Source organism: Caulobacter sp. GW821-FHT10A10 (assembly GCF_059415745.1).
Window position 1 is genome coordinate 66,338 of the sequence record NZ_JBWKNV010000002.1, and the last position, 25,791, is coordinate 92,128.

Below are 25,791 nucleotides of genomic sequence, written 5' to 3' on the forward strand. Positions count from 1 at the left end.
GTAGCGGGCGCGGAAGTCGGCGTCCGACTGGCTCTGATCGATGCCGCGCGTGGCGGCGGAAAAGCCGGGCATCAGCGACCTCCCAGAACGGCGCGAGGAAGGCGCGAGGCGACGAAGGCCCGCTGGCCGTCCAGATCGACCTCGAACACACGGCCGTCGCGCCCCAGCACGGCCGCCTGGGTCTGGCGACGGATCAGGCGATAGCGCCCGCTAGGGGCCAGCTCGAGCTGCAGGCCGCCGATCGCCTTGGCGTCCATCGGCTGGCCGTTGGCGTAAACCGGGGCATAGCCGCCGGCGACCCACTTGGACCCGATCGCCTCCAGGGCCTCGTCGGCCTGCTCGACGTCCAGCCACGGCGGCAGGACGGTCATGCGGCCGTTCACCTGGCCTGGACCGCCGTACCAAGTCTTTCCCACCGGCGTGCCGCCCAGTGCGCTGCGCAGATAGAACTCCGCGCCGGCCGCGCGGCCGCGCTGCAGGTCGGCCAGGCGTGCCAGCTCGGCCGCCTCGCGCGCCGCCGGCATCAGACCCGGCGTCGCCGTCAGCGCGCCGGCGTACTGGCTCTGCACCTCGTCCCAGGTCGGCTCGCCCTTCTCGATCGGTACGACCTTGGCCCCCTCGGCCTTCAGCCGCAGCCCCTCGACGACGCGGCCGGCGAACGCCTTCTGGCCGCCCATCCGCAACTCGGCCACGTGCACGGCCAGGCCGGCCTCATCGCTTTTCTGGCCTACCTCGCGCAGCAGAGCCCGCGCGCCATCCGGCCCGATCGCCCCTTCCGCCGCCGCCGCCAAGGCGACGCCCGCCGCAGGATCCTGAGCCAGCTGGTCGACGACCTGGTCGCGCTCGCCGTCGGTCAGCATCCGGGCCGGCACGCGATAGGTCTTTCCCAGGGCCTCGCCCAGGGCCCGGCGCTGGCCGATCGCTTGGCCCCAGGCCGACACGGCCGCGCCGTCTTCCGAGAACGCCCCCATCACATCCAGCACCGGCACGTTCGCCAGGGCTGGACGGCTCTTGGTGCCCAGGGCGAACCGGATCGGATCGGACCCGAAGCCTTCCTGCACGTTGGCGAAGGCCTGGATCCGCGCCGCCCGGGCGCCGACCTTCTCCAGGCGGCTCAACCAGCCGGCCAGGTTCTTGGCCTGAGCCGGATCCTTGGCCAGGTCCTGGTAGGCCGCGCGGCGCAGGGCGATGTAGCGGCCGACATCGCCGCCCGACTGGTCCACCCACCGGGCCGCCCGCTCCTCGCCCTGGTTGACGGCCGCATCGAACGCCACAAGCGCCAGGGCCGGCGGCAGGCCGTCGCCGCCGACGCTGTTCCAGTAGCGGCGATACCGCTTCACCGCGCCCGGGCGTGACAGGGTGCGCACGTCCAGGTCCGGATTGGCCGTCTGGTTGATGCCCCAGCGGGTCGCGCCCTTGCCGTTGTCGTTCTCGACCAGCTGCTCGCCGCCCTCGATGGCGTCGATGACGAAATCGGCCGCGGCCGCGAACCCGGGCGCCGCCGTCGGATCGCCGTCATAGGCCAGGGCCTTGGCAGCGCCGGGTTCGGCGAAGCCCACTTGGGCGGCGTATTGCACCTGGGCCTGCAGGCCGACGTCGCCCGACCGGGCCGCAAGGGCCCCGGCCGCGTCAAAGTCGACGTCGGCGCCGTACTTGCCGGCCTCCAGCATGTCGCGCACGCGCTGGCCCGCTTCGACCTGGGCCGAACGTTCGGAAGTCCGAGCCCGCTCGACGTCGCTGTCGACGGCGTTGAACAGCCGCTCGGCCGACGGGCCGTCCAGGCCGGCGAACAGCGGATCGGCCGCGTTCCAGCGCGCCCGCAGGTCGGCCGCCAGGCGCGCCTTGCCCGCCGCGTCGGGCAGGCGGTCCATCGCCCCCAGGATCCGCGCCCGCTTGGCGGCGCTGACGCCCTGCAGAGCCTGGGCCCCGATCGCCTCGACGGACAGAAGACCGTCGCGAGAAGGATCTGCGGGAACCTGGATCCCGGCCACCTCGAACGCATCCTTGGGCCCATGGCGGGCCAGCGAGGCGACATAGGCGCTCATCGCCGCGCCCACGGCCTGGTCGCCGTCGGCGTCCAGCCGGGCCTGGCCCGAGGTCTGCACCAGCGTGGTCTCGGCGTTCTGGCCGTCGAGCAGGAAGTTGGCCTTGGCTTGATCGACCAGGCGCTTGTGCTGGCCGTCGCGCGCCACGCCCATCGCGGCCACGCGCCTGGCGTCGAAGACGCCGCCCAGGCGCACGTCCAAATCGGGATAGCCCGTCGATCCGTAGCCGGCGCGCACGGCCTTCAGCGCCGCGTCCAGCTTGCCGGGATTGTCGGGGTTGGCCGCCAGCGCCTGGTCGATGTCGTCGGCCATCGCCGCCTCGCGCTGGGCGGCCAGGGCGTCCTGGGCGACCTTGCCATAGGCCCGGCCAAACACCGTGCCCGCGTCCTGCGGCGACAGCGTGCCGGCGGCCGCATCCTTGGCGGCCGCCGCCTCGCCCTCGCGGGTCGCCGCCCTCTCGGCCAGGCCCTGTAGCCTGGCGCCGAACGCGTCGGCCGCCTGGCCGATCGCGCCGATGGCCCGGGCCGACGCCCCGCCGTCCGAGACCGAACCGGCCGCGTCCGGTGAAATCTGCTGCCCCAGGTCCAGCCGGGGAAACGGTCCGCGCGCCATCAGCGAACTCCCTTGTAGTCGATGGCCGCGCTGGCCAGTTGGGTCAGGCTGCCGATCGTGCCGGCGGCCTTGGTCATGCCGGCGCTGCGGCGCAGGGCCGCGGCGCGGCCACGGCGCAAGGCCGCGTTCAGGTCCGCGCCGTTGCGAGTGATCGTCAGCTGACGATCGGCCTCGGTCTGGGCGGCCTCGCGCGCGGCTACGACCGAACCCGACGAGATGGAGATCCCCGAGGCGGCGGCCGCCGCCAGTTGGTCCTCGACCGTCTCGTTGTACTGGCGCTGGATCGCGTTGGCCTTCTCCTGGGCCTGCACGTATTCCTGCCGCGCCTGCAGGCTTTCCCCGAAAGCGTCGGCTTCCAGGCTCTGGGCCTGGGCGCGCCCCTGCGCATAGGTCGACAGGGCCGAAATGGCCGAGGTCCCGAACCGCAGTCCCGCCAGCACCTTAGATCCGCCGGCGGCCGCCGACGCCGCGCCGGCCTTGGCCCCGACGGCCGCTACCGCCGTTTTGCCGGCCGCGAAGGCCCGGGCGGCGAACATCATCACCGTCTGCATGTCAGCTCTCCACCGTCACGACGATTTCCTGAATTTCGAGAGGACCAGGCCGCACCTGCCGGATCTCGATCTGCGCGGCTTCAAAAAAGCCCTGCACGCCCTGCAGCCGCGTCCAGCCGGTGAAGGCATCTTCGCCGGGCCCCTGGTCGGCCAGGACCTGGGGGCGCTTCTTCAGCGGTACGGTCCATAGCCGGCCGTTCGCCTGGCCGGCCTTGAGGTTCGCGGTCGGGCCCAGGCGCAGGGCGATCTCGCCGGCGCGCTCGCGCTTGCCGGCCCCAGATCGGGGGTCTTCCTGCAGCACCGGAGGCAGCGAAACGTATCGCGGGACGAAGAGCGAACCGATGCGAACTTCGCGCAACGCGGCGTAGGGCAAAACGGCCGTTCCGGCGCTCACGACGATGTCGCCGGCGTCGGCGCCGTCGATATAGGCCACAACCGTCTGCCCCTCCAGCCACGGGCAGGCGACCTGCGTCGTTCCAGGCCCTGAGACCACGATCTCGGCGTCGAGCATGGCCGCCTCGTCGATCGCCTCGAGGAAGATCTCTTCCCCGCCGCCAACCGCGCGCCTGACGGCCACGTGCATGCTGCCGGCGATGTCGGAGACGGCGGCCAGGTACTGGCCCTGGGTCGTCCAGCCCGTGAACCCGGTGACCTCGTCCTCGCGCAGGCTATTCATCACCGCCGCGTCGCCATCGCTCCTCACCAGGATGGCCATGTCTGGCTCGTCGGTCGAAAGGGCGCGGCGGAACGCCATGTCGACCACGCCTGAGACGCGGTGCGAGGCCAGCTTGGCCAGGTTGTTGGCCCGGTACTTGGCGATGCTGTCGTCCCAGATGAATTCCAGCAGCGCCCCGCCGCCGCCGCCGACGAACATCGTGGCGCTGTCCAGCTCCACCGGCTGGATCCCCTGCTGCAAGCCCTTCTTGGTGTTCCGGTCGGCGGCGCCGGGCGCGACGATCGGCTTGGTCGGCACGTGGAATTCAGCCAGCGAGGTGAAGATCTGAAGATGCTGGCCGGGGAAGAAGTCGTAGATCGGCGTCGCCTCGTCAGTATCCAGGTCGAACGACAGCGCCGCGGCCGAAGTCGCGCCCTTAATGTCCAGGTTGAAGTGATCGCCCAGGCGGCTGCCCAGCACCGTCTGCGGTCGGCTGGCCAGGCCGCCCATGAACAGGCGCTGCTGGTAGAACACCCCACAGGCCGGATAGCCGCGCGTGGCCGAGAACACCGCCTCCCCGCCAGCCTTGCCTTGAGTGATCGTCGCGGCGAACACGCCGCCAGCGTCCGACGACAGCGTGCGAGGCGCCATCTCGGCCAGATCGTCCGCGCCGTTGTTGCCTGTGAAGGTGACGTCGAACTCGTTTCCGCCCAGCGACGTCACGGTCACGCCGCTCGCGCCGATGTTGGGCAGGGCCTGCAGGGCCGCCTGGATGCTGGCCGCCAGGGTTGCCCCGGTGGCGTTGTAGGCGATGCTGTCGGTGGTCTCGCCCTCCAGGGTGATGTTGAAGGTGTCGCCGCCGGCGAAATCCTTGAAGCGCAGGCGCTGCACCTCGTTGACCCCGCCCAGCTTCTGGCCGGTGAAATCGTAGACCGGCACGTTGGTGAAGGTGGCCGCGCGCCCGTCCCACTGATCGTGGGCGCCCTGCCGCGTGATGCGCCAGGGCGGGTGCGCCTGATGGAACTGCAGGAAGGTGTCCAGCACCTGGGTCTTCGTCACCAGCCGCACCTGGTCAGCCAGATGCGGGGCGACAATCGACGCCGTCCGGCCGTCCTGGTGATAGACCTCGACGTTGCGGTCGGTGGCGGCCAGCACATAGCGCTGCTCGGCCTGGTCGAAGGCGAAGCTGAACAGCTTGACCGGCGACAGCTCGCCGGTTTCCGCCCAGAACTGCACGGCGTCCAGGGTGACGACGGTGTCTTCCCAGTCCAGATCGCCGACCTTGACGATGCGCCATTGCGTGGCGCTCGCGGCCTGCCGGGCGCCGATGCCGCAGCGCCGGGTGCGCTTCAGCGCCCCTAGATCCATGGCCGGGCCAAAGTCCTTCCAGACGCCCCCTTCCAGGTACTGCACCTGCAGGGCGCCGCTTTGCGTGACGGGGATCGCCATCAGACCTGGTCCTTCGTCGGGCTCCACCACGGATAGCCGGGCGGATAGATCGGCGGATCATCGACGGGATCGCCGCTGCCGGCCGAGGCCTGGACGCCGTAGTCCACCAGGTCGATCAGGTGCGCCGTCACGGGCGCGTCGAAGGTGATGGTGCAGACGACATAGGGGTCGGTCGTTCCCAGCGCCGTCTCGGTCACGAGAGGATCAGCGTCGTTCGCCAGGATCTTGCCGGCCGCCCCGCCGTTGGGTGCCGCCAGGGTCGCCGTCGAAAGGTCGATCGCCTCCAGCCGGTGGCGCAGGGTGTCGACGTGGCGCTGGCCGGGGCGGCGCACCAGCGGCCCCAGGGGCGAGGCCACCAGGTTCTCGATGACGGCGGCCGAATTGTAGTAGGCCTTCAGGTCGCGGCGGCCATGCAGCCGCGGGGCCAGCTCGCCGCCGTTCCAGTTCACCTGGCGCAGGATCTCAAGGCCCATGGTCAGCCTCCCTGCACGATGACGGTGATCGGTCCGCGCCCGAACGGGCCGCAGCCGCCGCCGAAGCGGGCTTCGATCAACGGGCCGGGATCGTCGTAGAAAAGCTGGCGCTGGGGCGCGTTTCGCCCGTCCTCGATCTTGGCGGCCAGGAACAGGCCGCCCTCGCCGTTGTCTTGCTGCCCGCCGAACGCCTTGCGGTTCAGCTCGTCGGCCTTGGACGACTGCATGCAAAGCCGCGCCACCTGCTCGGCGAAGGCGGTGACGACCAGCTGGCGAAACTCGCCCGGCCAGGCCGCCTCGGGCCGGCGAGCGGTGTATTCAGCCCAGACGACCGCCTCGTCGGCGGCGATGTAGTCGGCCATCTGGCTGACCGGCACGTTCCAGGCGTCCTCGCGCGGACCCTGGCGAAAGGCATGCACCGCCCCCACCACGTCGCCCGGCCGGGTAAAGCCGTAGGCCATGGGCGACCCTACCGGTGTGGTGGTCAACCGCCCCAACTGGACGATCTGCTTGGCGAAGATCCAGCGGTGACGGCCAAGCAGCCAGTCCCGCAGATCCGGATAAGCCGTCTGGCAGAACGCGCCGACCGGCGTGTCCTCGCCGATCTCGTCGATGCGCTCGCCGCCGATCGCCGCGATCGCCAGGTTGCAGATATCGAGGGCCGTCTGGGCCATAGAAACCTCGAAGAAAAAGGCCCCGGCGCACAGGGTCGCCGGGGCCAGTCGGGGGAGAACCGAGAAGGCCCGCTTGGGGCTTAGGCGAGTTCCTGGGTCACGACCGGGTGACGCAGCAGGTCGAAGTCCAGCTTCGTCTTCACCCGAATGATGCCCTTCGGCTCCAAGCCCTTGGCGGTGGCCTGGAACCACTGGCCCATCATGTCCGTCAGGCTGGCGCCCAGGCGTTCGTCGATCGGCGTATCGGTGTCGTTCTGCATCGAGGCGACGGCCGACTTGGCGAAGATGAACATGTCGGCGCCGGTGGCCCCGGTCGCCTGGCCCGTCTTCGGGTCCTTCAGCCAGCCCTCGCCGTTCGCGCCGTTGCCGGGCAGGCGCTCGAAGGACCGCCAGTTGACCTGGTCCCACGGCCGGTTGGACTTCATGTCCATCTTGGCCAGGTACGGATCCAGCGACATCTGCACGTTCACCTTGAACGGCGAGATGACGCTGACGGTCTCTTCCTCGAACATCTCGTTAGTGCCGAGATAGGCGATCGCCTCGCAGATCGTTTCGAGGTCAGCGACGGTGTCGTAGTCGCCGATCGTCTCGATGTTCTCGGCCGGCGAGCCCTTGGTGTTGCTGATGCCGTTCGCGGCGATGTCGGCCAGCTCGTCCACGACCTGGCGATCGTGCGCACGGTTGACGGCCTTCACGCAGGCGTCGGCGTAGTAGCTGGCCGTGTTGATGTTCAGCTTGGACTTGTCGGGATCCCACAGGCCGAAGGCCACGAATTCGGGATCGGCCCCCTTCTTGACCCAGTCGTGCTCGGCGTTGGCCAGCTTGAGGGCGGCGTGGCGCGACGAAGCGTAGGTTTCGACTGAGCCGAAGCGGGGAAACCAGCACTCGCTGCCGACAAAGGTGCCGACTTCGGTGGTCAGGCCCTCCAGCTTGCGCTTGCGCTGTTGCGCGCGAATGATGACCTCTTCGCGGTACTTGGGCTTGAACCATTCCGGAAGCTGGATGGTCATGACGTGATCGCTCCATGAAGGCCGGCGATCGCGCCGGCGAGGTGTTGACCTCGCCGAAGTTAGATTTGGGTGTCTGGGGGCAACGCGGGCGGACCCTTGAATCGGCCTCTGCCGACGGTCTACCGCTGCGGCTCGCGCGCAGTGGAGCGGCGAACCCCTGTTGTTTGTTCCATCACGTTTTCGTGAGCTTAGGAAACCGGCCCCAACTTCCCCGGTTACTTCATGGGAGCGACGGCGAAGGCACCGTGCTGAAGCGTCGTTCCAACAAGGGGGCAAGATGCGCTTCAACTTGAGCGTTTCGGTCGAGTTGGCGGGCGATCCCAAAAAGATCACCCGCCTTGCTCGATACCTAGCCACCGCGGCGGCTGTCGCCTTCGCGGCTTACGTCCTCGCATTCTAAGTTCGGACCCAGGTTCGAACCGCCGCCCCCTCTGGTTGCGACAGAGGGGGCGGCAACTACGATACTCCGATATCTATCCCAGACGATAAATTTCCGTTCGCACAGACAGTTAGCTGAAGGCGGCCATGAACTTGGCGTCGGCTTCCTTGCGGAACACGCGGTCGGTCTCGTAGCGCGGATCCAGGCGCATCTGCCGCGCCTCCTCCTTCATCGCATCACCGCCGGTGACCACGCTCGCCGGTGCTTGGATCACGCCGGCCGCACCCATCACCTTGCGCAGGGCCGCCAGGGCCTTGGTGCCGGCGGCCGTGGGCACGAGGGTCATCAGCTCGCCGAATTCCTCCTCGCCCAGCTCGCCGCGCTCTTTCAGCGAGGTCAGGAAGCTTTCCTGCTCCTGCATCTGGGCCTTGCCGTTGTCGCCCAGCTTGGCCTGCTCGGCCGCCGGGTCGAACGCCGGATCCAGCAAGCCCTGATCGGCGAACACTTCCAGGGCGCCCAGAACGTCCTGGTACTGCCCCTGCGTCCAACCGGCGGCTTTGGCGTGCCCCTGCAGCGCCTTGATCGCCGGGTCGTTGGAAAGGTCGCCGACCACGCCCTTCAGCTTGTCGCTGGGCGTGAAGCTGTAGCCGTCGGCCGCCTCCGGAACGACAGCACGGGCGGCCTCCAGTGCGGCGGCTTCCGGCGTCTGGGCGGCAGCGTCAGAGGGCTGTGAAGGGGTTTCCGTCGGCGAACCAGTCGGCGTCGCCGGAGCCTGCGTCTCCGCCGCCGGCGGGTTCGACGGTGCGGGCGAGTTCGACGGCGAGGCCGCCGGCGAGGAGGGGGCCGCCGGGGCCGGGTTGCTCGGGGGCGCGGTGACGTCGGTCATGGTGATGCCTTTCCAGGGTGTCGGCGTGGTCGATGTAGGCGAGGATCGCGGTCGCCAGTTGGTTCTGGCCTTCGCGGAGCTGGGCGAACTGGTGGTACTCGGCGGCCGGAAGGCGATGATCGACCGGGCTGCGGAACAGGCTCATCTCCAGGATGACCTGCAGCGCCAACTGGCCCTGATCGCCGCCGAAGGCGGCCTTCATCGCCCGGGCCTTCCGGTTCAGGACCTCGTCGCCGATCGTGCCGCGTGGATCCGCGCCGGCGACGGGGGCTATGGCGCCGTCGCGCAGCCAGCCCATGGCGTGTTCGAGAGAGGGATTGATCATGCTCGCCTCACGCCGCCAGGGGCAGCGGACCGGCCAGCATCGGCGCGCCGCCGCCGGGCGAGCCGCCCGCCATCACGTTGGCCGCCATCTGCCCGGCCGCCTGGGCCAACTGCTGGCGGGTCTCGTTGTCGTTGACGGCCCACATCGGCACGCCCATCAGCTTGGCCAGGCGCGGCAGGCCGTCCTCGGTGTTGGCGATCTGCAGGAAGGCCTCTTCGCCGCCGATCGACTTGGCCAGCTCCCAGAACTGCACGATCGTCTGCACGTCTTCGAGGTTTTGGCTGCGGGCCAGGGGGCTGGTGATCTTCACGCGCATCACCAGCTGGTTGATCTTCAGCTCGTTCCAGTTGATGCCGAACACCCGCTTGCGATCCAGGATGTCCACGATCCGCGCCACCACCTGCGGCACGTACTCGTGGTTCAGGCGACCGAAGGCCGCGCCGGCGTCGTACTGCAGCTCCTTGGTGCGCTGAATGATCTCCGAGGCGCTACGTACCGCGCCGCTGTCGGGCGGCAGCTGGGTGCCTAGCAGGTTCTTGCCGATGTTCTGGCGCATGTCGGTCAGGGCGATCTGCGCCAGATCCACGCGCGAGCCTACGTCCAGCGGCGTGATCGACGCTCCCATGGGCCCGCCCGTCCGCGCCACCCGGATCAGCGATTGCGGCGCCAGACGCAGGGTGTCGGGGTTCACGACCCCGTCGTGCAGCACCATCAGCGGCGGGGCCAGGCTGTAGGCCGCCGCCTTAAGGGTCATCTCGACGGTCTTGTTGACGGTGCGGATGTCGGGCAGGGCCAGCATTACCGGGCCGCGCCCCCAGGGATCGCCGGGCGTCGTCCAGTAGCGGAAGACGATGAACGGGTTGGTGCGATCGCGGGCGCTGTCGAACACCGTCTGCGACTTGCCGCCATCGTCCAGCTGCACGGCGATCCGCCAGCACTCGATCTCCGGATCGTAGTAGCTGGCCTGCAGGATCGTCACCGGATCGGTGGAATTCTCGGCGATCTTCCGCGAGATCGCTTCGGGCCACTGCGCTTGCGGCCAGTGCTGCTTTAGCGTCCAGGCCGGATACTTTTTGCGCCAATAGCAGTTGTCGACCCGTCCGCTCGGCCCCTCCTCGATGGCCAGCGCCCAGGCGGGCACGGCCGACCAGTGGATCGGGATGTTGTCATCACCTTCCTTAGCCAGCAGGGCGCCGGTCGAGACCAGCAGGTCCGCATAGGCCTCCATGCTGGCCTGGTGAAACGAGCTGGCATCGAGAGTGGCGTGGGCGATGTTTGTGGGCGTGGCCAGTTCACGGTTGACCTGCTCGACCAGGTGCTCAGGCACCAGCGGCCCGGCTTCCAGCTCGAACCAGCGCTGGAACGGCGGGGTCAAGTCGCGCTGCAGCCGGCTGGCCGAGCGCTGCACGTTGATCGGCCCGGTGCTGTCGAAGAGACGATCGAAGCCCGCGCCGTGCCGCTGGTGCTGACTGCGCCAGGGCATGGTCATCTCCAGGCAGTCGCGGATGTAGGGCAGGATCGGCGCCCTGGCCTGCTCGGCCGCCCTGGCGTGCTCGGAGATCTGTTTGTCGGTCCACATCGCCATGGGGTCAGCCCGCTAGGTTCGAGGCCAGGCCCGTCTCGACGCCCTGGAACGCCAGGGCGCGACGGCCAAGACCGCGCAGGCGACGACCGCTGGCGGCCTGCTCGGCCCGGGTCACGGCGGCGTCCTCGGCCGCGGCGTTGGCGGCGCGCTTCTGGGCCTGCAGGGCCTCGGTCTGCGCGGCCGCCTGCGCCTTCTGGGCGTTGGTCCGCATGCCGAAGAGGTTCTTGACCGTGTTCAAGGGAAACTCCGCGTCCAGGTCGTCATCGGCCCGAGCGCGCCGTCCTCGACGCCCCGGGCCTTGAAACCGAACCATGCGGCCAGGCGCGCCCCCGCAACGCCGGCGGTGTAGGCGGCGATCGCCACCGGCGCGGCCTCGCCCCCGACGAATTCAAGGACCTGGCGCGCGACCCGCAACGACGGCAGCAGCGCCTCGCGCAGGCCCGGCCCGGCGGCGAACCAGGCCTCCGCCTCCCCCAGCTCGCCGGCGTAGATCCCGACGACCAGGCACAGCCGCCCTGCCCCGTCCCGCACCGTCACCGCCGTGCCGCCCTCGACCTGGCGCGCGAGCAGCCCGAACACCCGCCGCGACCGGCGCCCCACCGGCCGCCCCTCGTCGTCGAGCGCCTCCAGCAGATCCAGCGCCCGAGCGTCGCTGACGGTCACGACCGCCACAGGTCGAAATCCACCTGGTAGTGCGTGCCCTTGACCACGGCCTGGGGCTTTTCCCAGGGCGTGACGATCCCGGGCGAGGTCGGCACCAGCAGGCCATTGGCCTTCGGCTGCCAGCGATCGAACGCCCGGCCGGCGGTGACGCCGGCCCGGCCGACGGACCCCAGGCAATCGTACTGCAGGGCGTCGTGCACGTGGCTGGTCGCCGACTTCTGCGGCTTCAGGCGCTTGCCCGCCTGTTTGGGGTCGCGCATCTCCAGCTTGTAGTCCGACGCGAAGCCCCGGCGAAGGAACCGGCACGACGGGTTGATGATCAGCATTGGCCGGCCGTCGCCCGCCAGAGTGGTCAGCAGACCGCGCACGGCTTCATGCCGGATGTAGATCTCGTTGCTATCGGCCGGGATGATGCCGACGCCCATCTCCAGGGCGACGGTCTCCATGAACGAGTATTCGCCCTCTTCCCGGTCAGCGCCGTAGAAGGCGGCCGGGTCGCCATAGCCGATCCGCACCTGACAGCCCCGAAACTGGGGCTCGGCCAGCTTGTCCTTGATCGCCCGGGCGAAGCGCTTGGGCCCGACGCCTGTCATCAGGCGCTGGCGACGCGGATCGGTGGGATCGACCAGCACCACCTCGGCGTAGACGACCTTGCGGCCGTAGTCGTCGCGGCCGCTGATCGTGGCCGCCGGCGTACCGCCACCGTCCAGCCCCAGCTCGAGCACCGAGCCCTTCAGCGGCACCAGCTCCACTGGCGAGACGTGCAGCTCGGCGCGGAACTCCGGGTAGATCACGTCCCCGGCGACGCTCGCCCCCCAGCGATTACGGATCATCCGGGTGATGTACCAGTCCGGCTGACCGGTCGCCGCCCGGACATAGTAGCCATCGTCCAGGTTCTGCAGGTTCTCAGCCGCCGGGTTGGTGATGAACGGCGGACCACCGTCCAGAAGCCCCCCCGGCTGATCGAAGAAGACCAGGCCGTCGAGCGGCTCCTCGACGCAGATCTCGTACGTCCAGTGGTCGACGTCGGGTTTGTTGAAGGTGAACCACACCCCCCGGGTCCGGCGAGTTTCCTTGCGTCCGGCGCGCATGACCCGCCCGCCCAAAAACGACAGCGCGTCGCGCGGCATCAGGTCGGCCTCGTCGAGATAAGCGCCGTTCAGTTCCCAACCCCGACACACAGCCTCGACGCTGTTGGGCCCCAGGGCCCGCATCTCATAGCTGACCTCGCACTCACCAAAGGGCGTCTCGACGGTGAACTCGTGCAGCGCCGGCCGATCGTCCGAGCCAACGAACCGCCCCAGCTCGCGCGGAACCCAGTCGTGCCAGGTCTTCAGGCTGGTGGCGTAGAGGTTCCGGTAGGTGTCGCGCAGCATGCCGATCTTGGCGCGCCGGACCCCGTCGGCCTGAGGCTCCTGCAGCATGGCCGTGAAGAACGGTTCGGCCACGCCGGCGGCGACGGTCTTGCCGCCGCCGATCGGCCCTGCTAGCCCTCGGTAGAACGCGTCGCTTTCGTGCAGCCGCCGGGTCGTCGGACCCGCCGGTTCATAGGTTCGAGCGTCGAACACCCGCCTGCCTCACTCTCCCCACCCCGACCCTGGGATGTGCGACCGAGGTTCAGGCGGCCCCCGATCTCGCAACGCCGAAAAGTGCGGGACGCAAGGGAGGGGAGGGTTTGGCGGCGCGGCTTGTCAAAGGGGTCACGACGCCGCTGGATAACCAGCACTTAACCTCAGTTCATTGATTTCATTCATCTTCTTCGTCGTTTCCGACTTCGGTCGTCCGACTTCGGGGCAGATTGACGCTCATGACCTGGCCGTCGATCGGCTCAGGATCCTGGCCAGCCACCCCGCGCGCGGGAAAAGAGACCCCCGAAAAGCCGATGGTGACGCCGGCCTTGGCGTCGATCTGCACGGCCTGCGGCAGCTTCTGGGCGACGTACGGCGCTGAGGCCTCCGCCATGCGCAGCTGCAGCTTGAACAGGTCGAGCAGCTCGTCGTTGGTGTAGTGGCCGGTGTCGACCAGGCGCTCTACGCCGTCCTCGCCCTTCACCACGACCGTGGCGGTCTTCATGCCGATCCGACGGGCCAGCTCGGCCGTCTCCATGCTGTAGGCCTCCATCATCACCGACACAGGGTGACGGTGCTGTTGGAGCAGCCAGGCGGTCACGGCCTCTGTCCGGCGGTTCTTTGAGCCGGGCTTGCGGCCGCCGCCGCTCTTCTTGGGCGTCAGCGCCCGGCTGAGCGGCGACGGCGCATCGAGGGCGCCGGTCTCGGTCGGGGCGAGGTCGTCGAATAGGCCCGCCTGGACGACCTGGTCCATGTCGCCCTGACCGTCCATGACCGCGTCCAGGGCCGCCTTCACGCCGCCGCTCATATCGACCCCTTTGTTTATCGACCCAGGCAGGATCGGGCGGCGGGTCGGCGCGCAACGCGGCATGTCCCCTGGCGATTTTGGCTCAGGGGACATTCCAGGGGACATTGATCATAAATCAAATCAATACCTTACCTACCCATGTCCCCCATGTCCCCCATGTCCCCTCGCTCGCGCCCATATGAAGAGGCCGCCCCGTCACTGCACCCATGAAGTCGCGCGCACATACGAGGCGGCGACCCGGGACACGGGGGACATGGGGGACATGCTCTGTAAATGACTGAAAAGCCTGGGGATCAATGTCCCCTGGAATGTCCCCTCCCCCGGCCCATGGCGGGGGACATCGGGGCTCCGGGCTCGGCCTGACCCTCACACCATGCCTCTTGAACGCCGTCGGCACAAGGGTTGGGGCTCGCCGGACAACCACGACGGGTCTACGGTGCCGTAATGGTGGAGCTTTGAGGGGGACTACACAATGAACCCGATGATCATGAGGGTCGGGGCGGGGCTGGCGCTGTGCCTAGTCCTGGGCGGGGGCGGGCCAAAGCCGGCCGAGGAGCCGGCGCCATCAGCGATCCTCGGCCAGATCGAACGGCAGGCGCAGATCGACAGGCAGATCTACGAGCGCTTCCTGGCCCTGCAGGCGGTCCAATCGAAGTACGCGCCGGCGGCGGCGGAGCCTGAGGCCGAGAAGATCGCCCGCGAAAAGCGCGACCTGCTGGCCCAAGAAAGCATGGCGACCTCTGCGCAGAAGATGCTGACGCTGACCGTGTTGCAGATCCTGATCGGCGTGGCGAGCGTGGCCGGCTTGCTATGGACGATACGGCAGTCGTCCAAGGCGATAGGACATTCCGAGGCGTCCCTGGTCGAAAGTACCAAGGCGACCAAAGCTCAGCTGCGCGCCTACTTCACGCTCAAGTCGGTCGAAGTAGACGCACGCAACCCACGGGTGCCCGCGTTCGACATAACGCTTAACAACTCGGGTCAGACACCCGCCATGAAGGCCCGCATCCTCAGCAACGTCATGCTCGTCACGGAGCCCAATAGCTGGCCCGCTCTACTACCTGATCCCTGGTCTCAGACCGCGGACGAGGACCCCATCGGTGCCGGCGACTTCGAGCTAGCGACCACCGGCCTTTCGCGCATGCTGACGACTGACGAGGCAGACCTCGTAGCCCTCGGAACGTACCGACTGGTGGCGCAGGTGTATGTCCGCTTCGAGGATATCTTCGGAGACCTCCATGAAGCGACATATGTCAAGGCGACGCGGATGACCGCGAATGGTTTGGCGATGACGACGTTTCGGCCGCCCCCTCCTACCCCACCAGTTCTTCCCACCGGCGCTTAAACTCCTCCTCCAGCTCGGCCGAGCCGTCGACCTGGTCGGCGTCGAGGGCGTCGCGTAGCGGCCCCGTGCGTCGCCACAGGGCCTCGGCCGCCGCCTGGGTCGGGGCGGCCGCCAGTTCGCGGCGGAAGGTGGCCAGACGATCGGCGAGCCCCAGCTCGCCGTCGATCTCGTCCTCGTCGAGTTTGCGCTCGAAGATCGGGGTCCAGACGCCGGCGTGCTCGAACTGACCGTCCAGCCAGAAGAGCGCGCACTTCTGGCGATCCAGCCGCGGCACCTTGTCGACGTGCAGGATCCCGCGATTGGCGCTGCGGTCGGTCGTGCCGGTGCCGCTCTCGACCTTGGGCGCGCCGCGCAGCGGGATGGACCAGGCGCCCTCGCCGCCCCGGGCCTGGAAGTCGGTGCCAGCGAAGATCCCTGCCACGCCCTGGTGGCGCGGTGGAATGGCCAGGAAGACCCGGCCGGTGCCCCGCTGCTTGACGATCGCAAGGCCCGCCCTGGTGAGCTTGTCGTGCACCTTGCGGCGCTCGTCGTCGCCGTCGGATCCGCGCGCTTCAGCGACCAGGTAGCGGCGGACCATTTCGGCCACGGTTGGGAAGCCCTCCGAGCGCCAGATCTCCGGCTGGGCGCTCATCACCCGCCGCCAGGCCGTCAGCCAGGCCGGTTCGGTGTTCTCGTACTCGAACAGGCTCTCGCGCTTAAGCTGGTCGCACCAGCGGGCCAGCTCGTCTTCGCTGGGCTCCACGTCGCTTAACATCACGTGCGCGCCGGCCAGCAGGGTGCCGAACTGCAGGGCGCTGCGCTGGGCGTGGCCGCGCTGCTCCAGGGCTTGGCTGAACAGGTCCAGGGTGCGCTGCCAACGAGGCCAGGCGTCGGTAATCCGCCCCACCAGCGCCGCGCCCATCTCACGCTGGCGAGCCGTCGTCAGGGTCTCCAGCTTCTGCCCCTTCTTGAGGGTCTGCAGGCGAAGGAAGACGAAACGCTGCATATCGGCGTTGCGCATACTGGGCGGAATGATGGCCGAGAACAGGAACGACCCGCGCAGCGTGAAGCTGCGGATCTCCTGGCTCGAGCTGGAGCGGTGCGCATCGTCGCCGCTGGCGGCCGTGCGCGCCAGCTTCATCACCTGCTGGGCCCGATCGTTCAGGGCGTCGGCCTCGATCTCGTCGAACGACACGCCGACGCTGTCCTGGCCAAGCAAGCCCCGCAGCGCCGCCTCCGAGGCGTCCACCGTCGCCACCAGGCGCCGGGGCAGCATGGCGCGCACATAGCGCTGCAGCGTCGATTTGCCGGTGCTGGCGTCGCCGGTCAGGAACGCCATGGGCCGCCATTCCAGGGCGGCGCCCAGCACGGTGGAGGCCATTTGCCCCAGAAGCAGGCGTGCATCCAGATCCCCGCGCACCCAGTTCCAGGTCTGCAGGCGCTCATAGATCGCCTCGACCTGGCCACGCCCGCCCTTGGACGGCGGCGGCATAGGCGGCCGGCCGGGATAGACGTAGCCGTCGATCTCGCCGGGCTTTTCCTCGCGATCGCCGACCAGGATCCGGTCGCCCAGGTGCTGCACCAGCTCGCCCGTCTCGCTCTTCCAGCAGCCCAGGCCGCGCACCTTCTCGTGCGCGTCGAAGATGCCCTTGGCCGCGCAGGCACCGAACATCGCCGCCCGGGCGTACTGCGCCTGGAAGCCCTTGAACGCGGCCTGTTTGTCGAACTGGGGGAAGGCCCGGTGCAACTCGTTGATCTTCGGCGACCACAGGCCCTCGATGTGCGCCTGGCCGTGCTGGCTGTCTTCCAGCCCCACCAGCTGGCCCAGGGGGTCCAAGTACCAGTACATGTTGCCGTTCTTGCCCAGCGGCGTGATCGGGCACGGGTCGGGCATGCTGATCGGGATCCAGCGCACCGTGCCCGGATTGCCGACGATACGCGGCATGCGCACCACGTCGAACTTGGGCGCATCAGGCCCGCCAAAGCCGCCGCCCTCGCCGTCGTCGCCCCCCCCATCGCCCCCATCATCGCCGCCGGCCTCGTCGCCGGCGTCGCCGAAGTCCTCGCCGACGAACGGCTCTGCGTCGTCCAGCAGGGCGCCGCGCCCCTTCAGGCGCTTGCGCTCCAGCCAAGCCTTGTCGCCGTACGGATCCTCGTCGTCCAGAGCGCCTACCATCGGCCGGACCTCGCCTGCGGGTGGGTCGGGCCATAGAGGCGGCGCGCCTCGCGCTTCACGTCGGCCGCCATCGACTGGACCATGGCCTTTACCTTTGCGCGCATGTTCACGCCGCCGCTGAAGGCCTTCACAGCGCTCTGAGCAGTGTATTCGTACGGCCCCTCCCAGTAGAGCCGTTTGACCCCCCTGGGCAGCATGTCGAATTCGTCCCAGGTCTCACGCCTGGCCCGCTCGCCGCCCCAGCCGGCCTTATCCTTCTGAGTTCCGTACGCCACTCACCTGCCCCGAAGAAGATCGTTGAAGTCCTTGCCCTCCGGGCTGCGCGCGATGCGCACGGACTTGTTGAATTCGCTGACGAACCGCTGGCAGGCCCGCTTCAGCAGGGCCTCGGCCTGGGGCTTGCCCCAATCGTTGTCGGCCGCGACGATCACGGTCCGGACGTTTTTCCCGGGCACGTACGACAGCAGCCCGGGCAGGCTGCCCACGGCGTGCACCCGCATCTCCGGCGTCATCAGGGCGATCGAAAGGGCGTCCTCGACGCCCTCGCAGACCATCACGTCCTCGATGACGCCGCGCTTGGCGGCCGTGGCCTCCGAAAGGTCGGTCTCGCCTCGCCAGATCGGGATCCGGGCGCCCTCGCTCGACGGCCACATCTTGCGGGGCGTCGGCAGGTCGGCCTTCTCCCCCGGCCGGGCCGGATCGATCCACGTCCGGTGCAGGCTGCCCAGCTCGCCCTTGGGCAGCATCATCGCCGTCATCAGGCAGGGCCCGACATGGCGGATCTCGCCCTCGTCGTCGCGCCAGGGCTGTTCCAGCGACAGGCGGATGGATCGCGGTATCCTGGGCAGGGTCAAAAGGTCGATGCCCCGCGCCAGCAGGTATTCCCAGCCTGCGCACCCGGGCGTGATCTCGCCGGTCGCCGCATCCACCTGGTGCGGGCGCAGCTCGTCGCTGGCCAGCCACAGGGCTTTGGCCGCCTTGCGGGCTTCGGAAAGCTCGCGCGCGGCCTTGATCGCCCGGGTCCGGGCGCGCTTCTCGGCCTCGGCCCGGCGCTTCAGCCAGGCCTCGCGGTCATAATCCTTCCGGTCCAGGCCGAAATACTGCAGCGCCCAGCGGCAGGCCGCGCCCAGGGCGCGCTTGTCCTTGGGATCGCACCGGCCAGACAGTACGCACGCCACCAGCGACAGGGCGTCGCCATAGCGGCCCTCCACCCAGTCGTTCCACTTGCCCGGCTTGTTGCCGATGTCGATTTCAAGCTTGGCCTTGTGGTGGCCGTTCCATGGCGAGAAGGCGTAGATCAGCCGCCGGCTGCGGCTATCCACGTCCAGCGCCAGGGCTTCAACCACGCGCTCGATGTCGTCGGCCAGCATGCCCGACAGTTCGGTTGCGGTGGGGGTGGCGGCGTCGGTCATGCGGCGCGCTCCCTCATCAGTCTTCCTTCCCCCGGCCTGCGATGTGGAATTGGTGGCATTGGTCACAGCGGTAGACGGTCACCACTCGCCGGCCGCGCCGACGGCGGCGGGCGACGCGATGGGCCAGAGCGCCGCTGGCGAACGCCTTCTTGCCGGCGCACTGGGCGGCGCGATCGGCGTCGGGGCTGGCCTCGGTCAGGCGTGGATCGAACCGTCTCACCTACGGCCTCCCCGCCGCAGCCGGATGTACGGCCGTGGCACGCGAATTGCGGGGGGGGGGATCGGCCGGGCGCGCCGCCTGATCGACCCAAAGGCGCACGCTGCCGACGACGGCGTGCATCAGGATCTCGTCCGGGTCGCCGCTGGCGGCGATCTGTCTCAGGCAGTAGCGCAGATAGTCGGGATCGAAGGCCATCACCGCTCCCCTCCGATCAGGGCGGCGAACCGGCGCTCGGCTTCCCACCAGGCGCCGTCGGCGGTCTTGGCCTTGCGGATCCGGCCGCGCTCCATCACGCGGCCGCCGGCGGCGCCCTGATCCAGGAAGTCGTCGGGATCGTCGCCGTCGCGGGCGCGGATATAGCGCTCGGCCGCGTTGTCCACGTTCTGGCGGGTGGTGCCGAAGAAGCCGCCGATCGTTGTCGCCCGGGCCCGGCCGGCCACCAGGGCCAGGCCCATGGCCCAGGCCCGGGCGCCGCCGGCGGCACGGTCCTGACCCAGCAGCACCGCCGCGAGCGACAGGTCGCGCTCGGCCGCCGTGAAGCGGGCCGCCGCCAGGGTGACCAGGATGTCGATCGTATCCAGATCTTCGCCCGCCGTGCCGTCCTTGCCGGCCCGTACGGCGGCCCGGATCAGCGAATAGCGCTCACGCGCCACCGCTATCCGCCGCCGGCGGCGCTCCTCCAGGATTTCATCGATCAGGTCTGGGCGCAGCTGCTCGGGCGGCACGCCTGTGGCCTCGGCCACCTGCCAGACGCGCTCGGCCGGAACCTCGGTCCAGCGCTGCACGGCGCGCGGCGAAAGATCCAGCTTCAGGGCCAGGGCCCGAGCGCTGCCGCCGGCGGCCTTTTTCGCGAGGGCCAGGGTCATAGGCGCGCCTCGACGGCCGCCGTCACCTGCCGCTCCACGCCGGCCGGCGCGACCGGCGGCGCGTCGGCCGCCAGGCTGACCGTCACGGCCGTGACCAAGTCCTCGTTCCACCAGGGTTGCGAGCGCTGCACCTCCAGCAGGAACAGGGGGTTGTTGCCGCAGCCCATGGCCTTGGCTACGGGGCCGGGCGCGGCTTCCTTCAGCGCCGACAGCGCGGCGAACGCCACCCAGCGGGCGCGCAGCGTCACTCGCCCCGCCAGAGCGGCCTGGTCATGCTTGATCAAAATCGACAACTCGCGCGTGCCGATCGCGGCCCAGATCAGGGCCGCCGCGATCCGATCGGCCGTCACCTCCGGCCACCAGGTCATATTGGTTTCCAGCCCCCGCATCGGTTCACCCGTCCAGGTCGGCGCGGAAACGCCGGGTTGACGCACCCGACATCGGCTCGCCGACCGGTCCGGCGATCGGCGGGTCCTGGCCTTCGACCAGGCCCATGATCCGGCCCGCCCAGTGGTTGCCCTCGGCCAGGCTGTCGGCGTCCGTGCGCCGCTCCAGCGGCGTGGCGGTGGCGAACGCACGGGCGGCCTTCACCCACTCGCCAAAGCCCTGCCAGTGCGCTCGGTCGCTGGTGGGGTAAGGGTCCCTCTCGACGGCCATGGCCGCCTGCATCAGCGGCGCGCCGCTGGCCATCGGCCGGCCGATCAGGTCGACCGCCTCGCGGTGCAGACGATGCCAGCGCTTCAAGGCCGTCGCCGACGGCGGGATCCAGGGCGGAGGCATCAGGCCGCCGCCGCCGAAGAGCCAATCAGGTCTTCAGCCGAGAGCGGCTTGCCCATCGACCGCGCCAGTTCCAGCACGGTGCCCTGGTGACGAACCGGGATCGTGCCCCGCGCGCTCTTCGCCCATTTCCAGACGGCGTTGGTGGTCAGATCGCAAGCCGCCGCGATCCGCTTGGCGCCCAAAAGGGCCACCGCCCGGGTTGCGGGCGTCGAAACTTCGCCTTGAGGCATTGTGGAACTTCCATGTGGACGTTATTTCCACGTTCCATGCCTCAGGCGCTTCGCGAAATTCGTCAACGACGTGGAGTGGAAATTTTTTCCACACTTCCACCCATGCGCATCGACGACATCCGCCCCCGCCTCCGCCAGACCAATCGCAGTCAGGCCGACCTCGCCCGCCACCTCAACTTGGACCCTTCGTCCCTGACGAAGACATTGAATGGTGAACGGCGCTTCCAGCCCGCTGAGCTCAAGGGCCTTGAACAGTATTTCGGCGAGACGATCGAACCAGAACTAGAGATCGCTCCAGGGCCAACACGCAGGATCATTCCCACCCGGATCGCCGTCTTCGGCTACGCCGCTATGGGCGGTGACGACCGCATCGCCTATGCAGACGACCAGATCCTCGATTACATCGAGCCCCCGCCATTCTGGAATGGAAACGGAGAGCTAATCTACGTCCGCCTATCCGGCGACAGCATGTACCCTAGATATTTTGACGGCGAGATCGCCCCCGTTCGGCTCAATTACCCGCCAGCCAAGGGGCAAGACGCACTCATAGTCTTCAAGGACAACACCGCCGTGGTTAAAACCTATATGGGGCAAAAGGACGGGAAGGTTTTCGCCGAACAGTACAACGAGCGGAAAACTTTGGACTACGACGCCACCAAGGTGCTTGGCCTTCACATCGTCTGGCGCCCAGGCCTCTAGAGCAGCCTAGGCCCACCTCACCACCAACCCCGCCGGTCCCACCGCCGTGACGCGGGCCGGTTGCACGCCCCCACCATGGAAGCCGTTGCCCACAACGTGGACTTGACGATGTCCACAAATCATCCATCCATAACTTCCACACTTGCCATTCCGGCGAGCGAGGAAGCCCATGACGACATCCACGATCTCTGCCGCCACAGCCTCGCCGTTGCGCGGCTTCATCGAGCGCATCGAGGCCCTTCAGCGCGAAAGCGCCGAAGCCCTAGCCATGGTCCAGCAGGTCTTCGACGAGGCCAAGCTCGCCGGCTACGACGTCGCCCGCATGAAGGACCTCATCAAGGAGCGCAAGCGCCCTGAGCAGGTGGTCCAGGAAGAGAACATCGTTCTCGACCTCTATCGCGCCGAAATGCGCCGGGGCGGCACGCGATGATCCGCGCCGGAACCCTCGTTCGAGACGCCGCCAAGCGCGGCAAGGCCCCCGCCATCGTCGTGCTGGTTCAAGAGGACGGCGACCAGTTCGCCGTCGACGCCGCGATCCACGGCCTGACGCCGGAGATGCTGGAGGTCGCGATCGCCCAATTGCTGCAGGACCTGGCCGACACCGGAGCCCGGAACGCCACGGTCTGCGACTGCTGCATGGACCGCCTGCAGCGCGCCACCGCCGCCAGCGCCGCGCTGGCCTGCTCCCCCGCCGACAAAAGGAGCCACTGACATGGCCGTGCTTCTAGAAGCGGCTATTTCCGGCGCTCCGCAGGTCGCCACCGATCCGGCGTTCATCCGTGCCCAGAACATCGCCTTCATGCGATCCAAGCTGGAGGCCGCGCTGAGCGCCGCCGGCGCGGCCGTCCTTGGCATGGCCGAAGCTCTGCGCGGCGGCCTCGATCGCGCCGCCGAGCATGCCGAGGCCTGGGACACCCCCAACGAGGAGCCCCTGGGCGAGGACGTCGTTGAGCCGCTAGCTGACGCCCTGCGCCTAGCCATCGAGGCCCAAGGCCTGATCGCCCCCCACCAACGGATGTTCAGCGCCATCGAGCGCTACCAGCAGGGAGAAGACTGATTATGGCTGACGTCGTTCACCTTCCGGTGCATCCCAAGCCGCGCGCCGTCGCGGCCGCGAGGCCGGCCAAGTCCACGCCGCCGCGAGCCCTGCTGCAGCGCGTCGCCCGCGACGCCTATCGCCGCGGCGTGACGGCCGAGCGCAGCCGCCGCGACCTGGTCACCCTCATGCCCGGGCGCTGGTCGCGCCTGGTCGATCGCGTCGATGCCTGGATGGGCCGCGACGGGCACGGAGACATGGTCTTCGCCGCCTGGATCGCTCTCTGCATCGTCATGGCCGTCGCCGGCCTGGCCATGGGCCTGACGGCGGTGCTGCTGTGATGTTCAGCCACTTCGATCGCGCCGGCGAGCTGGTCGCCTCGCGCACGGTGGAGGCGGCCGACGCCGCCGAAATCGCCGAACTGCTGCTGATGCGCTTGGCCCCTCTGCCCACGGCCGACGCCGTCGTCGTCGGCCTGACCTGGCGGCGCAGCCCGGGCCGAGCCGGCGTGGCCTGCGTCTGGATCGACGAGCCGGGCGAGAATGGCGCGGCCATCGCCCTGATGTGCGCCGCCACCGCCCGGTTCGTGGCCGAACGGATCCGCGAGGATCCGCGCTTCGCCGCCGTGCTCACCCAGCCCGCCGTCCTGGCCGCCCGTCTGGTCACCACGGCCGACAAGTCCGAGGCCGAACTGGCCGCCTCCGCTCGAAAGGAAGCCCATTGACCCGCGCACCGAAAACCAAACTCGCCGGCTGGGCCGCCCCGCCGCCCGCCGTGCCCCAGCTCGTGGAGCTGCAGCACTACCGCCAGCGCATCGTCGCGGCCCTGGCCATGCGTCCCGCGCCGATCGCGCCGCCGCCAGCCTCCCAAGCGCCCATCGCTGACGCGGTGCTGGCGGCCGCTCACGACGACGCCGTGCTCGAGCTCGAGGCCGCCGCCGACCAGGACGCCCCGGCCGACGCCGCCGCCGGCGACGACCAGGCTGCGCCCGAGGCCGCCAACGCCCAGGATCCGGAAGGCGACCTGGCCCTGCAGCTCCAGGATCCAGCCAGCCAGGCCTCGCAGCTGGCCCTGCTGCGCCGTCTGGCGGCCGCCCGTTACGGCGCCTACCGCACCGAGACAGGCTTCTCGATCGGCGGCGGCGGCGGTCCCGCCATCGCCCAGGCGACGATCGACGCCCTGCTCGCCGGCGGCTGGGCCTATGACGAGCCGTCGGGTGGCCGCCTGGGCTCGGTCAAGATCTCGGCCGACGGCCGGGCCCGCCTGCGGGCGGCCGCGCGGGGAGCCGCGTGATGGCGCAGCCCAATCTCAGCGCGGCCTTCCGCGAGACCCTGCAGGTCGTCGAAGACCGGGTCCAGGAGCACACCAACGAGAACGGCGCGGGCTGGTGCCTGGTCTTCTGGGCCGACCGGGTGGCGCACTACGTCAGCAACGCCGGCGCGACCGAGATCCTCGACACGGTCACGCCGTTGCTCGCCGCGCTGCGGGCGGAAGTCACCGCCACGTCGCGGGTCAAGTGGGAAGCGCAGGTCACCGCCGCCGGTTTGGACCCGCCGATCGCTGAAGAAATGCGCTTCACCGCCTGCGACCAGGAATTGATCAAGGCGCACGTCCGGTGGCCTGTCGTCTTCAGTTCTGACTTAGCGCCCCTCGTCAACGCCGTGCGGGAAGACGAGCGCCGCGCCCCTGTAGCGCCGGCCGAGCCCGTGGCGCATCTGAGCCTCGCCGAGGCGCTTCGTCAGCTCTACGCGGCAGAGATTAACTGCTGCGTCTCATCGTTCTGGGACAGCGGCTGGCATGCCTACATCGGCGATGAATTGAACGGCCGGAAGGCGGAGGAAACCTTCTTCCCAGAGGAGTGGGACCAGATCGCCGACTGGCTGCTGTCAGAAGCCGAACACCTCTACCCGGCTTTCAAGCGCCGCCTCCGCTGCCCCGCCCAGCCCTCTACGGTCACGGCCGAGGACTTAGCGCTGCATCCGGCTACGCGCGATCTGGTCGAGCGCTTCGCCGCCGCTCTGGCCGAGAAACTGGCCAAGGCCGAAGCCAAATACGGCTATACCGATGGATGGTTGTCGGCCAATTGGCAGGCGGACTGCCGCGAGGCGCTGCTTAGGCACATCGACAAGGGTGATCCCCGCGACGTGGCGGCCTACTGCGCCTTCATGTGGCATCACGGCTGGTCCACGTCCGCCCTGGCTCGCGTTCATGTGGGTAGTGGGCGAAAGCCGGGCCTCAACCAGGGCTGCCGCGCTCGACAGCCGCGAGGTCCGTTCCTCTATCCCGATGAAACTCTCGTAGCTCCCGCGGTTTCTACCACTACCCCTCCCGCCACCTCTCCGGTTACGCCCGAGGAGAAAGGCAACCACGACTGTCTGGCCAAGCGCCGGCCGGGCGAGCCCATGTTCATCCTGCTGGGCCGCGACCCTGACGCGCACAACATCGTGCGGTCCTGGGCTGAGCGTCGGCTGGCGGCTGGCGGCGATCCCGAACACTGCCAGATGGGCCTCGACACCGCCGAGCGGATGAAGGCCTACGCGGCCGAGCCAACCAACAAGCCCGCCTCCGCGCCCGACGCCAGCGCCTACCCTGTCGCCCCTCCGGTTACGGGGGCTCTGGTGGAGGCGCGGATCGGCCCAACGCCGCGAGGGTTCATTTGCCAAGGCTGTACGGCTTTTGAGACCAAGGACTGGCGAGAGCCTTCCGGCGACGGCGAGACCTACGACAGCGGTCAGTATGCGTGGTGCAAAGCCGCAGACCGCAAGTCGATGGGCGCCTACCACTACGATACCGACCCGACGCCCTCTTGGTGCCCCGCTCTCGCCGCACAGAAAGCGGAGGGCTGAGCCTTGGCGGTCTCCATCACCATCAAATGGCACGCCAGCGGAAACCCGGACACGATATGGGCCAAGCTGGCCGAACGCCTGGGCCGCGAGCCGACCGACCAAGAAGCCACCGACGAGGTGCGCCGCATCCTGCGTAACGAACCCATCGACCAGGCCTCCGCCCTTGGTAGGGAGGGGCGGGAACCATGACCCACGACGTCGACCTCTCTGGCGCCGCCGCTCTGATGCATCGCAAGTACGACTGGATGCAGAAGAACTGGCGCGGCCTCGTCGAGCGCCGGGGTTTTCCCCCGCCGTTCGTCGGTGGCGAGCCTGGCGGTCGGCCCTGGTGGCGCGCCGCCGCCATCGAAGCCTGGAAAGACCTGCAGGGCGGCCTGCGAACCGATGCGAACTTCGCGCAACCCGCGCCTGCGCCGTCGGCCGTTCCTCCCATCGCGAACGATCCCAGGCCGCGCCGCCCGGCGCCCTCCTCGGTCGCCGCGCGCCTGGTCGCCGCCGCCGGCGGCGGCCGCTAGGCAG

General features: G+C 69.1%; 33 protein-coding genes. 11 read left to right on the forward strand and 22 right to left on the reverse strand.

Annotation, left to right across the window (positions count from 1 at the left end; translation table 11 throughout):
* Positions 1-71 precede the first annotated feature (71 nt).
* From AC07NS_RS05110 to AC07NS_RS05170, 13 genes are all read right to left on the reverse strand, one after another.
* Positions 72-2,657 carry a glycosyl hydrolase 108 family protein gene (locus AC07NS_RS05110; protein ID WP_494601957.1) on the reverse strand — a complete coding sequence of 862 codons (2,586 nt, stop codon included), beginning with the start codon at positions 2,655-2,657 and terminating at the stop codon, positions 72-74.
* Complete coding sequence (locus AC07NS_RS05115) at positions 2,657-3,208, reverse strand: hypothetical protein (RefSeq protein ID WP_494601959.1); 552 nt, start codon at positions 3,206-3,208, stop codon at positions 2,657-2,659. The genes AC07NS_RS05110 and AC07NS_RS05115 overlap by 1 nt, the downstream gene beginning before the upstream one ends.
* Before the next feature lies 1 nt (position 3,209).
* Positions 3,210-5,312: a phage tail protein gene (locus AC07NS_RS05120; RefSeq protein WP_494601961.1), complete on the reverse strand. Its 2,103-nt coding sequence runs from the start codon at positions 5,310-5,312 to the stop codon at positions 3,210-3,212.
* On the reverse strand, positions 5,312-5,785 hold the full coding sequence (locus AC07NS_RS05125) for a hypothetical protein (RefSeq protein WP_494601962.1): 474 nt from the start codon (positions 5,783-5,785) through the stop codon (positions 5,312-5,314). The genes AC07NS_RS05120 and AC07NS_RS05125 overlap by 1 nt, the downstream gene beginning before the upstream one ends.
* A gap of 2 nt (positions 5,786-5,787) precedes the next feature.
* The gene (locus tag AC07NS_RS05130) at positions 5,788-6,459 is read right to left on the reverse strand and encodes a phage connector family protein (RefSeq protein ID WP_494601964.1); all 672 of its coding nucleotides are present in this window, start codon (positions 6,457-6,459) and stop codon (positions 5,788-5,790) included.
* 80 nt (positions 6,460-6,539) lie between these two features.
* A complete protein-coding gene (locus tag AC07NS_RS05135) occupies positions 6,540-7,469 on the reverse strand; it encodes a phage capsid protein (protein ID WP_494601966.1) in 930 nt (309 codons plus the stop codon).
* Between the two features lie 509 nt (positions 7,470-7,978).
* Positions 7,979-8,461: a capsid assembly protein gene (locus AC07NS_RS05140; protein ID WP_494602824.1), complete on the reverse strand. Its 483-nt coding sequence runs from the start codon at positions 8,459-8,461 to the stop codon at positions 7,979-7,981.
* Between the two features lie 106 nt (positions 8,462-8,567).
* A complete protein-coding gene (locus tag AC07NS_RS05145) occupies positions 8,568-9,059 on the reverse strand; it encodes a hypothetical protein (RefSeq protein WP_494601968.1) in 492 nt (163 codons plus the stop codon).
* Positions 9,060-9,066: 7 nt separating this feature from the next.
* Positions 9,067-10,644: a portal protein gene (locus AC07NS_RS05150; RefSeq protein ID WP_494601969.1), complete on the reverse strand. Its 1,578-nt coding sequence runs from the start codon at positions 10,642-10,644 to the stop codon at positions 9,067-9,069.
* A gap of 4 nt (positions 10,645-10,648) precedes the next feature.
* The gene (locus tag AC07NS_RS05155; protein WP_494601971.1) at positions 10,649-10,882 is read right to left on the reverse strand and encodes a hypothetical protein; all 234 of its coding nucleotides are present in this window, start codon (positions 10,880-10,882) and stop codon (positions 10,649-10,651) included.
* Positions 10,879-11,316 (reverse strand): hypothetical protein, encoded by a 438-nt coding sequence (locus AC07NS_RS05160; protein ID WP_494601973.1) that lies wholly within the window; start codon positions 11,314-11,316, stop codon positions 10,879-10,881. The genes AC07NS_RS05155 and AC07NS_RS05160 overlap by 4 nt, the downstream gene beginning before the upstream one ends.
* Positions 11,304-12,875, reverse strand: a complete 1,572-nt coding sequence (locus AC07NS_RS05165) for a hypothetical protein (protein ID WP_494601974.1) — start codon at positions 12,873-12,875, stop codon at positions 11,304-11,306. Before AC07NS_RS05165 ends, AC07NS_RS05160 begins: the two co-directional genes overlap by 13 nt.
* A 178-nt stretch (positions 12,876-13,053) precedes the next feature.
* Positions 13,054-13,683: a hypothetical protein gene (locus AC07NS_RS05170; RefSeq protein ID WP_494601976.1), complete on the reverse strand. Its 630-nt coding sequence runs from the start codon at positions 13,681-13,683 to the stop codon at positions 13,054-13,056.
* Between the two features lie 472 nt (positions 13,684-14,155).
* Here AC07NS_RS05170 and AC07NS_RS05175 point away from each other — a divergent pair, with 472 nt between their 5' ends.
* The gene (locus AC07NS_RS05175) at positions 14,156-15,028 is read left to right on the forward strand and encodes a hypothetical protein (RefSeq protein WP_494601977.1); all 873 of its coding nucleotides are present in this window, start codon (positions 14,156-14,158) and stop codon (positions 15,026-15,028) included.
* Here AC07NS_RS05175 and AC07NS_RS05180 read toward each other — a convergent pair.
* From AC07NS_RS05180 to AC07NS_RS05220, 9 genes are read right to left on the reverse strand one after another with little or no spacing between them, the layout of a single operon-like run.
* The gene (locus AC07NS_RS05180) at positions 14,997-17,183 is read right to left on the reverse strand and encodes a hypothetical protein (protein ID WP_494601979.1); all 2,187 of its coding nucleotides are present in this window, start codon (positions 17,181-17,183) and stop codon (positions 14,997-14,999) included. The two genes, AC07NS_RS05175 and AC07NS_RS05180, sit on opposite strands and share 32 nt — an antisense overlap.
* A complete protein-coding gene (locus tag AC07NS_RS05185) occupies positions 17,177-17,458 on the reverse strand; it encodes a hypothetical protein (protein ID WP_494601981.1) in 282 nt (93 codons plus the stop codon). The genes AC07NS_RS05180 and AC07NS_RS05185 overlap by 7 nt, the downstream gene beginning before the upstream one ends.
* Positions 17,459-18,595: a DUF7146 domain-containing protein gene (locus AC07NS_RS05190; protein ID WP_494601982.1), complete on the reverse strand. Its 1,137-nt coding sequence runs from the start codon at positions 18,593-18,595 to the stop codon at positions 17,459-17,461.
* 16 nt (positions 18,596-18,611) lie between these two features.
* On the reverse strand, positions 18,612-18,815 hold the full coding sequence (locus tag AC07NS_RS05195; RefSeq protein WP_494601983.1) for a hypothetical protein: 204 nt from the start codon (positions 18,813-18,815) through the stop codon (positions 18,612-18,614).
* Positions 18,816-19,010 (reverse strand): hypothetical protein, encoded by a 195-nt coding sequence (locus AC07NS_RS05200; protein ID WP_494601985.1) that lies wholly within the window; start codon positions 19,008-19,010, stop codon positions 18,816-18,818.
* Positions 19,010-19,681, reverse strand: a complete 672-nt coding sequence (locus tag AC07NS_RS05205) for a YdaS family helix-turn-helix protein (RefSeq protein ID WP_494601986.1) — start codon at positions 19,679-19,681, stop codon at positions 19,010-19,012. Before AC07NS_RS05205 ends, AC07NS_RS05200 begins: the two co-directional genes overlap by 1 nt.
* The gene (locus tag AC07NS_RS05210; RefSeq protein ID WP_494601988.1) at positions 19,678-20,049 is read right to left on the reverse strand and encodes a hypothetical protein; all 372 of its coding nucleotides are present in this window, start codon (positions 20,047-20,049) and stop codon (positions 19,678-19,680) included. The genes AC07NS_RS05205 and AC07NS_RS05210 overlap by 4 nt, the downstream gene beginning before the upstream one ends.
* A 25-nt stretch (positions 20,050-20,074) precedes the next feature.
* Positions 20,075-20,461: a hypothetical protein gene (locus AC07NS_RS05215; protein WP_494601989.1), complete on the reverse strand. Its 387-nt coding sequence runs from the start codon at positions 20,459-20,461 to the stop codon at positions 20,075-20,077.
* Complete coding sequence (locus tag AC07NS_RS05220) at positions 20,461-20,691, reverse strand: hypothetical protein (protein WP_494601990.1); 231 nt, start codon at positions 20,689-20,691, stop codon at positions 20,461-20,463. Before AC07NS_RS05220 ends, AC07NS_RS05215 begins: the two co-directional genes overlap by 1 nt.
* A 102-nt stretch (positions 20,692-20,793) precedes the next feature.
* Between AC07NS_RS05220 and AC07NS_RS05225 the strand changes: the two genes are divergently transcribed.
* The 10 genes from AC07NS_RS05225 (at position 20,794) to AC07NS_RS05270 (ending at position 25,787) form a co-directional block, all read left to right on the forward strand.
* Positions 20,794-21,390, forward strand: coding sequence for a LexA family transcriptional regulator (locus tag AC07NS_RS05225; RefSeq protein ID WP_494601991.1), 597 nt, complete (start codon positions 20,794-20,796; stop codon positions 21,388-21,390).
* A gap of 169 nt (positions 21,391-21,559) precedes the next feature.
* Entirely contained in the window at positions 21,560-21,820 is a 261-nt protein-coding gene (locus tag AC07NS_RS05230) for a DUF2312 domain-containing protein (protein WP_494601993.1), read from the forward strand.
* Positions 21,817-22,101: a hypothetical protein gene (locus AC07NS_RS05235; protein WP_494601994.1), complete on the forward strand. Its 285-nt coding sequence runs from the start codon at positions 21,817-21,819 to the stop codon at positions 22,099-22,101. The genes AC07NS_RS05230 and AC07NS_RS05235 overlap by 4 nt, the downstream gene beginning before the upstream one ends.
* Position 22,102: 1 nt before the next feature.
* Positions 22,103-22,447, forward strand: a complete 345-nt coding sequence (locus AC07NS_RS05240) for a hypothetical protein (RefSeq protein WP_494601995.1) — start codon at positions 22,103-22,105, stop codon at positions 22,445-22,447.
* 2 nt (positions 22,448-22,449) lie between these two features.
* Positions 22,450-22,767: a hypothetical protein gene (locus AC07NS_RS05245; RefSeq protein WP_494601996.1), complete on the forward strand. Its 318-nt coding sequence runs from the start codon at positions 22,450-22,452 to the stop codon at positions 22,765-22,767.
* Positions 22,767-23,150 carry a hypothetical protein gene (locus tag AC07NS_RS05250; RefSeq protein WP_494601998.1) on the forward strand — a complete coding sequence of 128 codons (384 nt, stop codon included), beginning with the start codon at positions 22,767-22,769 and terminating at the stop codon, positions 23,148-23,150. The genes AC07NS_RS05245 and AC07NS_RS05250 overlap by 1 nt, the downstream gene beginning before the upstream one ends.
* Entirely contained in the window at positions 23,147-23,719 is a 573-nt protein-coding gene (locus AC07NS_RS05255) for a hypothetical protein (protein ID WP_494601999.1), read from the forward strand. Before AC07NS_RS05250 ends, AC07NS_RS05255 begins: the two co-directional genes overlap by 4 nt.
* Positions 23,719-25,272, forward strand: a complete 1,554-nt coding sequence (locus AC07NS_RS05260; RefSeq protein ID WP_494602000.1) for a hypothetical protein — start codon at positions 23,719-23,721, stop codon at positions 25,270-25,272. Before AC07NS_RS05255 ends, AC07NS_RS05260 begins: the two co-directional genes overlap by 1 nt.
* Before the next feature lie 3 nt (positions 25,273-25,275).
* Positions 25,276-25,461: a hypothetical protein gene (locus tag AC07NS_RS05265; protein WP_494602001.1), complete on the forward strand. Its 186-nt coding sequence runs from the start codon at positions 25,276-25,278 to the stop codon at positions 25,459-25,461.
* On the forward strand, positions 25,458-25,787 hold the full coding sequence (locus tag AC07NS_RS05270) for a hypothetical protein (protein WP_494602003.1): 330 nt from the start codon (positions 25,458-25,460) through the stop codon (positions 25,785-25,787). The genes AC07NS_RS05265 and AC07NS_RS05270 overlap by 4 nt, the downstream gene beginning before the upstream one ends.
* Positions 25,788-25,791: the final 4 nt, after the last annotated feature.

What these genes read in the sequence shown, in the direction of transcription:
- AC07NS_RS05135 (WP_494601966.1), bottom strand. Translation starts at nt 7,469, where the DNA reads ATGACCATCCAGCTTCCGGAATGGTTCAAGCCCAAGTACCGCGAAGAG.
- AC07NS_RS05220 (WP_494601990.1), bottom strand. Translation starts at nt 20,691, where the DNA reads ATGCCTCAAGGCGAAGTTTCGACGCCCGCAACCCGGGCGGTGGCCCTT.
- AC07NS_RS05200 (WP_494601985.1), bottom strand. Translation starts at nt 19,010, where the DNA reads ATGGCCTTCGATCCCGACTATCTGCGCTACTGCCTGAGACAGATCGCC.
- AC07NS_RS05190 (WP_494601982.1), bottom strand. Translation starts at nt 18,595, where the DNA reads ATGACCGACGCCGCCACCCCCACCGCAACCGAACTGTCGGGCATGCTG.
- AC07NS_RS05245 (WP_494601996.1), top strand. Translation starts at nt 22,450, where the DNA reads ATGGCTGACGTCGTTCACCTTCCGGTGCATCCCAAGCCGCGCGCCGTC.
- AC07NS_RS05240 (WP_494601995.1), top strand. Translation starts at nt 22,103, where the DNA reads ATGGCCGTGCTTCTAGAAGCGGCTATTTCCGGCGCTCCGCAGGTCGCC.
- AC07NS_RS05175 (WP_494601977.1), top strand. Translation starts at nt 14,156, where the DNA reads ATGAACCCGATGATCATGAGGGTCGGGGCGGGGCTGGCGCTGTGCCTA.
- AC07NS_RS05110 (WP_494601957.1), bottom strand. Translation starts at nt 2,657, where the DNA reads ATGGCGCGCGGACCGTTTCCCCGGCTGGACCTGGGGCAGCAGATTTCA.
- AC07NS_RS05145 (WP_494601968.1), bottom strand. Translation starts at nt 9,059, where the DNA reads ATGATCAATCCCTCTCTCGAACACGCCATGGGCTGGCTGCGCGACGGC.
- AC07NS_RS05125 (WP_494601962.1), bottom strand. Translation starts at nt 5,785, where the DNA reads ATGGGCCTTGAGATCCTGCGCCAGGTGAACTGGAACGGCGGCGAGCTG.
- AC07NS_RS05230 (WP_494601993.1), top strand. Translation starts at nt 21,560, where the DNA reads ATGACGACATCCACGATCTCTGCCGCCACAGCCTCGCCGTTGCGCGGC.
- AC07NS_RS05120 (WP_494601961.1), bottom strand. Translation starts at nt 5,312, where the DNA reads ATGGCGATCCCCGTCACGCAAAGCGGCGCCCTGCAGGTGCAGTACCTG.
- AC07NS_RS05205 (WP_494601986.1), bottom strand. Translation starts at nt 19,681, where the DNA reads ATGACCCTGGCCCTCGCGAAAAAGGCCGCCGGCGGCAGCGCTCGGGCC.
- AC07NS_RS05210 (WP_494601988.1), bottom strand. Translation starts at nt 20,049, where the DNA reads ATGACCTGGTGGCCGGAGGTGACGGCCGATCGGATCGCGGCGGCCCTG.
- AC07NS_RS05115 (WP_494601959.1), bottom strand. Translation starts at nt 3,208, where the DNA reads ATGCAGACGGTGATGATGTTCGCCGCCCGGGCCTTCGCGGCCGGCAAA.
- AC07NS_RS05225 (WP_494601991.1), top strand. Translation starts at nt 20,794, where the DNA reads ATGCGCATCGACGACATCCGCCCCCGCCTCCGCCAGACCAATCGCAGT.
- AC07NS_RS05270 (WP_494602003.1), top strand. Translation starts at nt 25,458, where the DNA reads ATGACCCACGACGTCGACCTCTCTGGCGCCGCCGCTCTGATGCATCGC.
- AC07NS_RS05260 (WP_494602000.1), top strand. Translation starts at nt 23,719, where the DNA reads ATGGCGCAGCCCAATCTCAGCGCGGCCTTCCGCGAGACCCTGCAGGTC.
- AC07NS_RS05150 (WP_494601969.1), bottom strand. Translation starts at nt 10,644, where the DNA reads ATGGCGATGTGGACCGACAAACAGATCTCCGAGCACGCCAGGGCGGCC.
- AC07NS_RS05180 (WP_494601979.1), bottom strand. Translation starts at nt 17,183, where the DNA reads ATGGTAGGCGCTCTGGACGACGAGGATCCGTACGGCGACAAGGCTTGG.
- AC07NS_RS05250 (WP_494601998.1), top strand. Translation starts at nt 22,767, where the DNA reads ATGTTCAGCCACTTCGATCGCGCCGGCGAGCTGGTCGCCTCGCGCACG.
- AC07NS_RS05130 (WP_494601964.1), bottom strand. Translation starts at nt 6,459, where the DNA reads ATGGCCCAGACGGCCCTCGATATCTGCAACCTGGCGATCGCGGCGATC.
- AC07NS_RS05215 (WP_494601989.1), bottom strand. Translation starts at nt 20,461, where the DNA reads ATGCCTCCGCCCTGGATCCCGCCGTCGGCGACGGCCTTGAAGCGCTGG.
- AC07NS_RS05170 (WP_494601976.1), bottom strand. Translation starts at nt 13,683, where the DNA reads ATGAGCGGCGGCGTGAAGGCGGCCCTGGACGCGGTCATGGACGGTCAG.
- AC07NS_RS05235 (WP_494601994.1), top strand. Translation starts at nt 21,817, where the DNA reads ATGATCCGCGCCGGAACCCTCGTTCGAGACGCCGCCAAGCGCGGCAAG.